This window comes from Sphingobacterium sp. N143 (assembly GCF_030325625.1).
Classification (GTDB): domain Bacteria; phylum Bacteroidota; class Bacteroidia; order Sphingobacteriales; family Sphingobacteriaceae; genus Sphingobacterium.
Genome location: NZ_JACAIS010000002.1, coordinates 136,589 through 147,812, shown reverse-complemented (window position 1 = coordinate 147,812; position 11,224 = coordinate 136,589). Strand labels below are relative to the sequence as shown.

General features: G+C 41.0%; 6 protein-coding genes and 1 tRNA gene. 6 read left to right on the top strand and 1 reads right to left on the bottom strand.

Going from position 1 to position 11,224, the window contains the following annotated elements; genetic code table 11:
* Positions 1 to 114 precede the first annotated feature (114 nt).
* The 6 genes from HX021_RS04435 to HX021_RS04410 all read left to right on the top strand — a co-directional run bounded on the left by HX021_RS04435 (position 115) and on the right by HX021_RS04410 (position 9,483).
* Positions 115 to 187, top strand: a tRNA-Met gene (locus HX021_RS04435).
* A 356-nt stretch (positions 188 to 543) separates the two neighbouring features.
* On the top strand, positions 544 to 3,633 hold the full coding sequence (locus HX021_RS04430) for a SusC/RagA family TonB-linked outer membrane protein (RefSeq protein WP_286588725.1): 3,090 nt from the start codon (positions 544 to 546) through the stop codon (positions 3,631 to 3,633).
* Between the two features lie 23 nt (positions 3,634 to 3,656).
* The gene (locus HX021_RS04425) at positions 3,657 to 5,402 is read left to right on the top strand and encodes a RagB/SusD family nutrient uptake outer membrane protein (RefSeq protein WP_286588723.1); all 1,746 of its coding nucleotides are present in this window, start codon (positions 3,657 to 3,659) and stop codon (positions 5,400 to 5,402) included.
* Positions 5,403 to 5,647: 245 nt separating this feature from the next.
* A complete protein-coding gene (der, locus tag HX021_RS04420) occupies positions 5,648 to 6,949 on the top strand; it encodes a ribosome biogenesis GTPase Der (protein ID WP_286588721.1) in 1,302 nt (433 codons plus the stop codon).
* Between the two features lie 21 nt (positions 6,950 to 6,970).
* Entirely contained in the window at positions 6,971 to 8,437 is a 1,467-nt protein-coding gene (cysS, locus tag HX021_RS04415; protein ID WP_286588719.1) for a cysteine--tRNA ligase, read from the top strand.
* Positions 8,438 to 8,598: 161 nt separating this feature from the next.
* Positions 8,599 to 9,483: a nuclear transport factor 2 family protein gene (locus HX021_RS04410; RefSeq protein ID WP_286588717.1), complete on the top strand. Its 885-nt coding sequence runs from the start codon at positions 8,599 to 8,601 to the stop codon at positions 9,481 to 9,483.
* Between the two features lie 85 nt (positions 9,484 to 9,568).
* Here the strand turns inward: HX021_RS04410 and HX021_RS04405 are convergent, their stop codons facing one another.
* A complete protein-coding gene (locus HX021_RS04405; RefSeq protein WP_286588715.1) occupies positions 9,569 to 10,915 on the bottom strand; it encodes a peptidylprolyl isomerase in 1,347 nt (448 codons plus the stop codon).
* Positions 10,916 to 11,224 lie beyond the last annotated feature (309 nt).

The window sequence follows — 11,224 nt, the reverse complement described above, 5'->3', positions numbered from 1 at the left end:
TTGGTAGCTCGTCGGGCTCATAACCCGAAGGTCACTAGTTCGAGTCTGGTCCCCGCTACTAAAAGAAAGATCCGGTTGTAAGGACCGGGTCTTTAGAAGAAATTCAAAATACATTGCGGGGTGGAGCAGTTGGTAGCTCGTCGGGCTCATAACCCGAAGGTCACTAGTTCGAGTCTGGTCCCCGCTACTAAATGAAAAAGCCGAGGTGAAAACCTTGGCTTTTTTCGTATACCTATGGGGATTGATTTTTGAGATATTCCAACAGGTTTTAAGCCTGACCTAAAGTTTCCTTATTTATTGTGTTTCATGATATTGAAGCAACGGATGTGGGTTTTGCTAATTGTTGGATTGTTAGGATACCGTGCAAATATCAGGCGAAAATTCGTGATAATTGCCCTTTTATGCAATCGTTTGTCTAATTGGCGCAATCGATTTCGTTACTCCTGAATTTTGATATGCTCCAATCTTCTTTTAGTTTTAGCATTCATGTACCTAAATTTTGATTAGCATGCTAATCAATTTTTAAACTAACTATTAAATATTATGATTTCAAAGATTCTCGACAATCACAAGTTGAGTCTGTTGTCATTAGCTTTACTGATTACAAGTACACATAGCCCAGCTAATGCTAATGGTCTTAAATTTCCAGACAGTAACGTTTTGTTGAATAACGCAGTTTTTCAGCAGAAAGTAAGCGGAAAAGTGCAGTCCACAGACGGCCCGTTAGCGGGTGCGACCATTAGCGTTAAAGGTACTTCCCGTTCCACATCTGCGGGAGCAGACGGACAGTTTAGCATTGAAGCTAAAAATGGTGATGTTTTAGTGATCAATAGCATTGGGTATAGAACCCAAGAAGTGACAGTAACAGGTCCTGTAGTCAATATCAATATGGAATCCAACAGCGAAGCGCTTGAAGAGGTTGTTATTGTGGGGTATGGGACACAGCAGAAAAAAGAAAGCTTAACCGGTGCGCTCCAGGCTGTTAAAGGAAACAAATTACGCGATGTCACTACCCCTTCCGTAGAAAATATGCTGAATGGTAAGGCCGCAGGTGTGTATGTTGCTCCAGGGGCTGGTAAGCCAGGTTCTAATGGCGGTGTGGTAATTCGTGGACAGGCAACCTTAAGCGGTACAACAAGCCCTTTATGGGTAATTGATGGCGTTATTGTCGGTAATAGCCCTGGAGATATCAATCCGGACGATATCGAGTCATTAACTATTTTGAAGGACGCTGCGTCGACCTCTATCTATGGTTCCCAAGGTGCAAATGGTGTGGTGGTGGTGACTACCAAAAATCCTACAGCTTCCAAGACCAGTATCAGTTTTTCTACAAAAATGGGGGTCAATCAGCTTTCCAACGGAAACATGGAGATGATGAATGGAGCTGAGCTTTATGATTATTTTGCTTCATTCTCCAATCAGGATAAAATCAAATTCCCACGCTGGAATTCCGAATTGCGCAATAGCAATTTTGACTGGTGGAAATTAGCCACTAAAACTGGTTTTGTCCAAAATCATAACCTTTCTATCCAAGGTGGAAATGATAAATTGCAATCGTATTTGTCGTTAGGATATTATAATGAAGCTGGCGCGGTCAAAGGCTATGATTATGACCGTTACAATTTTAGGTTGCGGACCAATTATAAGCCTTTTGACTGGTTGACCATCAAACCATCAATTGTTGGGTCTAAACGTTCGGTAGATGACCGTCAATATGATGTTAATGCCATGTATGGCAATCTACCCTGGGACAGCCCATATGATGCCAATGGTAATTTAGTACCACATCGCTACAGTGGATGGGTGAATAATGCCAGCACAAATTACCTGTACGACCTGCAATGGAATCATAGTGCGAATACCAACTACGAGTTTATGGGTAATCTGGATTTCGATATTAAATTAACAGACTGGTTGACATTCTCTTCTGTCAATAATTACCGTTATAACAGTTATTCAGATAGCGGATACCAAGACCCCCGTTCTAATATTGGGGAAAGTGTGATCGGCCGTGTGACAGATTATCGGATGGAATTTGCACGTCGTTATACCAACCAGATCTTACGTTTCAACAAGACTTGGGATAAACATAGCTTAAATGGGTTGGTGGCTTATGAGTTTAACGACTATTGGACCAAAAATCTAGATGTTTATGGGACAGGTATCGTACCGGGGTTTGAGGTGTTGGATGTAGTCGCAAAACCAGAGCGTACAAAAGGAGGGATTTCAGAATGGGCCGTACAGTCGTTTTTGTCCAATGCGAACTATGCTTACGATAATAAATACCTGGCACAGGTATCTTTCCGTCGTGATGGAGCTTCCAATTTTGGTACCAATGCCAAATATGGTAACTTCTTTTCAGTCAGTGGAGGTTGGAACATCAATAAAGAGGACTGGTTTCATGCCGATTGGGTAGACAATTTAAAATTGCGGGCCGCTTACGGTTCAGTGGGAAATAGACCAAGTTCATTGTATCCACAATACAGTCTTTATTCGGTGTCGGCTTCTTCAAGCTATAATGGAATCCCGGGAGCGCTAATTTCGCAGATTGGAAACAAAGATCTGACTTGGGAGAAAACCTATACAACAGGTTTTGGATTGGATGCGGCCTTATTCCAGAACAGGTTACGGTTGAATGTTGACTATTATGATAAAAAGACAGACAATGTACTTTATCAAGTTCCGATCAGTGGTCTGACAGGTGTAACGTCTATCTGGAAGAATATCGGAAAGATGCAAAACCGGGGGATCGAGTTGACAGTAGGTGGAGATATTGTGCGTAATGACAATTGGCACTGGAGTGTGGATGTCAATTTGAGTCATAACGTCAATAAATTGACGGAGCTATTTGCAACAAAAGATGCCGACGGTAATCTTGTTTCTAAACCAATTATTGCGGGCGATGGTTCGAATATCGCCGGATCGGCGCAACGTCTACTCCAACCAGGTTATCCTGTTGATACCTATTATTTGAAAGAATGGGCGGGTGTCAATGCAGACAATGGACTGCCAATGTGGTATAAGTATGAGACTGATGCGGATGGCAATGAGACAAGGACAACGACATCGAACTATTCAGATGCCACCTTCCGTAACATGGGCAAAGGCAATCCGGACTTGTTTGGTGGTTTTAGTACAGCCTTAAATTATAAGCAGTTTGACTTAAATGCAGTATTTGGCTTCTCATTGGGTGGTAAACTCTATAATTATTCACGTCAGGAATTTGACTCGGATGGTACCTATACAGACCGTAACCAGATGAAGTTACAAGATGGTTGGAGCCGTTGGGAAAAACCGGGTGACGTCGCTACACACCCGATTGCGCGATATGATAACCAGGATAAAGGAAACTCACCTTCAACGCGCTTTTTGGAAAGTAACAATTTCTTGAAAATGAGATCCTTGACTTTAGGGTATAATTTTGATCTGAAAAAATACAACATCAAAAATTTACGTGTATTCTTAGCCGGAGAAAACTTATTTACGATCACGAACTATTCCGGTGTAGATCCGGAGCTTCCATTGACTGAACCAGACGGTAAAGGTGGCGGTGGCCAAATGATCAGGTCTACAGGTGTGTCAGTGTATCCTATGGTCCGTAAATACATGTTCGGTGCAAGTGTTACATTTTAATTTTAACGTTTAGAAAAGCAATAATGAAAAAGATATTAATAGGACTTTTGGTGGCAGCAGCAGTGTCCTCCTGTGATATAGACCGTCTTCCTTATAACTCAATGGATGAAGAGAATATCACAAACAACCCAGATGCAATGGTGACAGGTACATATGCGCAGTTAAAAGCATGGTCCGATCCAATGCACCGCCTTGGTGAATACGCCGGTGATAACATGATGATCCGTGGTTCATCAACAGATGCATTTTACGAATTTATCTCTTACGCGAGAACACCCAATAATTACCGTTTACAGAACTTTTGGGACAGTGGTTATAAGGCGATCGCGCAGGCCTCAAATGTGATTAAAATGTTTGCAGAGGGAGAAAGTACGGAAATGGACAATAAATTGGGCGAATGTTACTATATCCGTGGTATGATGTATTTTTACCTGTGCCGTGCATTCGGAAAGCCCTATTACCAAAATCCGGAAACAAACTTGGGTGTTCCTATTGTTAATGGTACCCCAGAAGATGTTTTCAATGACTTGAACTTACCGGATCGTTCTTCTGTAAAAGATACTTATACACAGGCGATCAATGATCTGAAAAAGGCAGAAGCTTTAATGACGATCAATAATGGTGCGACCTATGCTTCCAAAGAAGCTGCTCAAGCGATGCTTTCACGGATATACTTGTACATGAGCGGTACTTATAAAAACCCGAATGCCGAGTATGCTCGCTTGTCCGTAGAATATGCGGACAAAGTTATTAATTCGGGTAAATATGTACTATTGGCGCGTGAACAATTCATGAAGTATAATACATTTAGACCTGAGGATAATAAAGAGACCATCTTCGCGGTGAAGCGTGTTGCTTCTGAGTTTTCAGGAGATGACCATTATTATGGAATTGGTGGTATGTACTCCAATATTGGGGGTATGGGCTGGGGTGAAATGTATGCAAGCGCCAAGTATATCGACATTTTGAATGAAAATGGTCGCAATGATTGGAGACCTGATCATTATACTATTGTTGACGCGCGTGCAGCGTTTATTGAGCCTACTTACTCCAAAGACGATAAAGGAAATTACTCTACGGTCTTCAGGTTTGTCAAACAGGATGTTCCAGCAAAAGCAGGAGATCCTAAGACCTTGAGTTATGTGCAAATTCCTGCTGTAATTAATGGTAATACCGTCATTGCAAGAGAAGTGAAAAAAGTGAATGATAAGGATGTTGTGAAAGAATATACATTAAAAGCAATTAATGCCGACCAGCAGACTTATTCCATAACCTATGAAGATGGTAAAACATATTCGGGTGTGATTGATTATTATATTTCCTTAAACCGTGCTTATCCACAATTCTATATTGTGAAATGTTCGCGTGAGGGTGAAGAGTCCCAGCTGCATTCGCCGGTTATCAGCCGTTTGGGCGAGATTTATTTAAATCGTGCTGAGGCTTATGCAAAATTAGGGAACTATGGTGCTGCCTTGAATGACTTGAACACAATCCGAAATCGCTCGATTATTGATGGTGGTTATACATCGATTGACGCCAGCAATGCAAGCAAGCTCATTGACAAGGAACGTCAATTGGAACTGGCTTATCAAGCTGAACGTAGTTACGATGTGTTCCGGAATGGTGAGCCTTTAAACAGGACCTATCCGGGACCACAAAAGCAATTTGAAGATATTGCACCAACTGATTTCAGGGTAACTTATTTTATTCCGCAAGATGCAATCAATTCATATCCGGGTAAATTGACACAGAATCCAACGTCAAATTAGACGAATATTAATAATTTAAACCCATGAAATGGCCTTACCGCAAAGTAAGGCCATTTTTATTGCGCAGATTTATGGTTTCCGGGTTCCCCCGAATTCTCATCGCTACAGCCGATTGCAGGGCCATAGGAAAGTTTTGTTTTTGTGTCTCAATAATCCCTTTTGAATCCGTATCTTTGTACCCTTAACTATTAATTTAGCATAAAAGTGCCGTCTGCTGTGAAGCGGATGGGTCAAATAAAATAAATATGGCAAATATTGTTGCAATTGTTGGTCGTCCAAATGTTGGTAAATCTACCTTGTTCAATCGCCTTACGGAAAGTAGGAAAGCGATTGTTGATGACTTTAGCGGAGTGACGCGCGACCGTCATTATGAGACAGCCGAGTGGATCGGAAAGAAGTTTACTGTAATCGATACCGGAGGTTTCGTGCATGGCTCGGATGATATTTTTGAAGAAGCCATTCGGGATCAGGTTTACATCGCTATTGAAGAAGCATCTGTCGTGGTGTTTATGGTTGATGTGACCACCGGAATTACAGATTTGGATGATGAAATCGCAGATATCCTCAGAAGAAGCTCCAAACCTGTGTATGTGGTAGCCAATAAGGTCGATCATGCTAAATTGCATCATGAATCAGCCGAATTCTATGCCTTTGGTTTAGGAGAGGTATTTAATATTTCAGCAGCGACAGGTTCCGGTACAGGTGAACTGTTGGATGCTGTGGTATCGCATTTTGAAGAAGAACAAGAGGAAGAAGAATCCTTACCAAAATATACCATTGTGGGCCGTCCAAATGTGGGTAAATCTTCGCTTACCAATGCATTGATCGGTAAAGACCGTAATATTGTAACGCCTATGGCGGGCACCACACGGGATTCGATCCGTATTCATTACAATCAATATGGACATAATTTCTTGTTAATCGATACGGCAGGGCTTCGTCGTAAATCCAAAGTAAACGAGGATATTGAGTTTTATTCGGTGATGCGTACCATCAAAGCATTGGAAGATTCGGATGTCACTATTTTGATGTTGGATGCGCAAGATGGTTTGGAAGCGCAAGATGTCAATATCTTCAATTTGGCAGAGAAAAACCGCAAAGGTATTGTCATCGTGGTCAACAAATGGGATTTGATCGAAAAGGATAACAAGACCATGAAAGCCTTTGAGGACCGTATTAAAGAGAAGATTGCACCATTTACGGATGTGCCTATTATCTTTACTTCTGTTACGGAAAAACAACGTGTTCTCAAAGTTTTGGAAGTTGCCGATAAGGTATACGCCAATAAGACCAAAAAGATTCCTACATCAAAGTTGAATGAAGTGATGCTGGATATCATTGAGAACTATCCTCCACCATCCCTGAAAGGAAAGTATATCAAAATTAAATACGCAACACAATTACCCGGGCGAACACCAATGTTTGCATTCTTCTGTAATTTGCCACAATATATCAAAGATCCCTATAAGCGATTTATAGAGAATAAGTTGCGCGAGAACTTTGACTTTACCGGTGTTCCTATTCAAATATATTTTAGACAAAAATAGATTTCCAAGCAGATAACAAACATGGACCATAATCTCTTTTTATACAATACGCTTTCGCGAACAAAAGAAAAATTCGAACCTATTCATGCCAATTTAGTCGGCATGTACGTCTGTGGACCTACCGTATACAGTGACGTGCATTTGGGTAATTGTCGGACTTTTGTATCTTTTGATCTGATTTTTCGGTACCTACGCCATCTAGGTTATAAGGTGCGTTATGTACGGAATATTACGGATGCGGGGCATTTGGAAGGCGATCGTGATGAAGGGGATGACAAATTTGCAAAAAAGGCCAAATTGGAGCAATTGGAACCGATGGAGATCGTTCAAAAATATACAATCGGTTTTCATGATGTCCTTCGACTGTTCAATACCTTGCCTCCAAGTATAGAACCTACAGCGACAGGACATATTTCGGAGCAAATTGAAATGATCGAACAGATTATTGCAAACGGCTACGCCTATGAAACCAATGGTACTGTATATTTCGATGTCGAAAAGTATGTGCAGAAATATGATTACACCATATTGACCAATCGCAAATTGGAAGATATGTTGAATAATACCCGTGAGTTGAGTGGCCAAGATGAGAAAAAAGGGCGTTTGGATTTCGCTTTGTGGATTAAGGCAAAACCGGAGACTATTATGCGCTGGCCGGCACCCTGGAGTGTTGGATTTCCGGGATGGCATATTGAATGTTCGGCGATGAGCAGAAAATATCTCGGAGACCAGTTTGATATCCATGGCGGCGGCATGGACTTGGCGGCCACCCATCATACGAATGAAATCGCACAGTCTGAAGCATGTAACCATACTACACCAGCCAAATACTGGATGCATACCAATATGTTGACGGTCAACGGTGCACGGATGTCCAAGTCTGCAGGCAATGGATTCCTGCCGGGAGAATTGTTTACGGGAAACCATCCCTTGTTAAACAGAGGCTATTCACCCATGGCAGTCCGCTTTTTTATGCTGCAGGCGCACTATCGGAGTACCTTGGATTTTTCTAATGAAGCCTTGGATGCTGCCGATAAAGGTTATAAACGGCTGATGACCGCAATAAGCCTGTTGGATAAATTGAAAGTGTCGAAGGGGGCAGACTCCTTCAATTTAGCAGAAATCAAACGCAAATGTTATGCGGCGATGGATGATGATTTCAACAGTCCAGTGCTTATTGCAGAGCTTTTTGAAGTAGTACGCATCATTAACTCCATCTATGATGGAAAAGCAAAAGTTTCGGCAGAAGGATTGGAAGACCTAAAATCGTTCATGACAGCATTTGTTGAGGATATCCTTGGACTTAGAAATGACCAGACTTCTGGAACAGATGATATCGATGACCTGATGAACCTGGTGATCAAATTGCGTAATGAGGCGAAATCAAATAAAGACTTTGTGACTTCAGACCGTATCCGTGATGAGCTGAATGCTATTGGTATCCAATTAAAAGATAGCAAGGAAGGTACACTTTGGAATAAGATTTGATAGATAAAAAATCGAATTTAAAAAAAACGGAGATTAAATGGAATATCCCTATTTGAAGGTAGACGCATTACTGAAAATCAAAGGATACTCAAAAGACAAAACGCGTGTAACGAGGTCATTTATACCAATGAGCATCGACACGTATAAATAATTATTTGCGTATGAATTTTTGGAATAGGCTATCTGTTGTGGTACTGATGAGTACGATTGGCACTACGCTTTATGCACAGATACCCGAAAAAGTTGGAAGCCTCATCCAGGCAGACAAAGATGCGGCAGCAATAGCCAAGGCCTCCACACCCCATCAAGCGTTTTTATCAATTATCGATAAGGAATCTACATTCTATGTGCCTTCAGCGGTAAATGCATACAATTATCTTAATAATAGGCCCAATATTCCGGATGTGCTACATTGGAGACCTACCTTTGCCTTAGTTGCCAAAAGTCTGGAATTTGGTGTGACCTCAGGATCTATGGATTTTCAAAAAGTAGGTGCACGATTGCGTCATGGCGAATATCTAACTGTATGGAAACGTAATAAAAAAGGGAAGTGGTTGGTCGATATCCGTGCTGAAGTGGAAAATAATGGTAATGATGGTGAATTCGATCTTGAATTTATCGAGCCTACAGATTCCTGGTACCTGAAACATCGTTCAAAGGTACGTCTCAACCAACGTGAAGATATTGTGCTGGAAACGGATAAATTGATGTCTACTGTTTTAAAGGCAGATAATGCTACGGCTTATAAAGAGTTTTTGAGTGAAGATGTACGTTTTTTATTTCCATGGACAAGCCCAATGGAGGGTAAAACCAAAATGATGGCTTACCTGAAGAAAAAACGGATGACCATCGAGACTGTACCTGAAGAAGTGAAGCGGTCTTATAGTGGAGACTTTGCTTATACGAGAGGTACGGCAACAGTCAGACAGAAAGATAAAGTCGTCAAATACAACTATATTCGGATATGGCAACTGAGTGAACTTGCAAAAGATGATGTCAAGAAAGCCAATTGGAATATCCTGATCGAAATGATGTTTGAGAAGTAACAACAGGAAGAACAACATAAAAAAGACTTGATGTACATACATCAAGTCTTTTTTTATGTTGTTGATCAGTGTATCGTTAACGTATTTATTTTCTCCATTTTTTCAACTCCTCACAACTGCCAAAGTCGTCACTGATGTCAATAAATGTTGTTTTGGCTTTTTCATCAAACCATTTACTCAGATTACGATTGATCTTATCCTGTCTTGCAGCTTCTTTGATCTTAGTGAAATCTTCATCCAAATTAGCCTTATGTGGCGGGATACGGGTCTTCAAGTAATTGAAGCGATAGCCCACATCTCCGGTTTTATCAGTGAATTGTGCTGGTTTGGAAAATTCTCCGGGTTTCAATGGGTCAATCGCTGTAAATACAGCTTTGTCCAATCCATCCATAGGAATCACAGTGGAGCGGCTGGATCCTTCAGGATTCAACACCATTCCACCATTGAACTTACTCTCTTCTGCATCTGAATAATTGGTGGCGGCATTGTAAAAATCCAATTTTTTGTCAACGACCAATTGATAGATACTATCCAATTTATGTTTAGTTCTTTCCAATGCGGCAGCGCCCGGATTAATTTTCATCAGGATGTGGCGGGTATGTACTTCCTCGCCGCGTCTTTCAAGCACTTGAATAATGTGAAAACCAAATTTCGATTCCACAATAGGTGATATCTCTCCTGGTTTCAGCTTGAAAGCCATCGCAGAGAATTCTTTGACATAATTGTCACGTGTACCAAAGCCCAGGTCGCCACCAAAATTTGCCGATCCAGGATCTTGAGAATATAGACGTGCCATGGTTCCGAAATCTGAGCCATCCACAATCTGTTTGCGAATGCCTTCTATTTTTTCGCGCTGTTCTTTTTTCTCCTCTTCCGTCAGTTTAGGCATCATGACAATTTCGCCGATCTCCACTTCGGTGTTGAAATAGGGAAGGCTATCCGGATTTAAAGACTCAAAATAACGCTTTACTTCCAAAGGGGTAACATCTACTTTTTGAACGATATTCTGTTGCATCTTCTGTGCTTTCAATTGTTCAAAGACACTTGCCCGCATTTCTTCTTTATATTGCAGCAATGAACGGTTAAGGAATTTTTCAAGACGTTCTTGACCTCCCGCCTGTTGTGACATATGTCTTAAACGCGAATTCAAATTGTCGTCTACTTCTGTTTCTGTCACATCGATGGAGTCAATCACAGCCTGTTGGGAAAGTAACTTCTGGATGATCAATTGTTCAAGAACACCACATTTAAATTGTTCATTCGGTTTATTCCCTTGCGCCAACCACTGCGAGTATTGCATGTCCACATCCGACTGTAAGATAATTCCAGAACCGACAGTTGCAACAACGCGGTCAATGATCTGACCCTGCGCAAAGCTGGCCTGAATAGACACAAACAGCAACAAAAACAATATATATATGTTTTTTTTCATCTAAATTATAGTATTGATAAGTGAAATGAATGCATTCCACTCAAGTTATTCATTCATGTTTATTGTTAATTATCATGAGCGCGCCGGGCTTGCTTATCCATTCGTCTGTATTTACGTCCAAAGCTGTTATTGCATTTGGCCTGTCTACTAACCATGTACATGCGTTTGTCCCGCACGCAGCTTTAAATCAAAATAATCTTTCGATTCTGTCGTTCAAGAGATACTATTTTGAACAACAGCACAAAATTATCAGATTATATGAATTATTCGTATTTTTATTTAACATTATTTTTGTAATCCCAATATTTC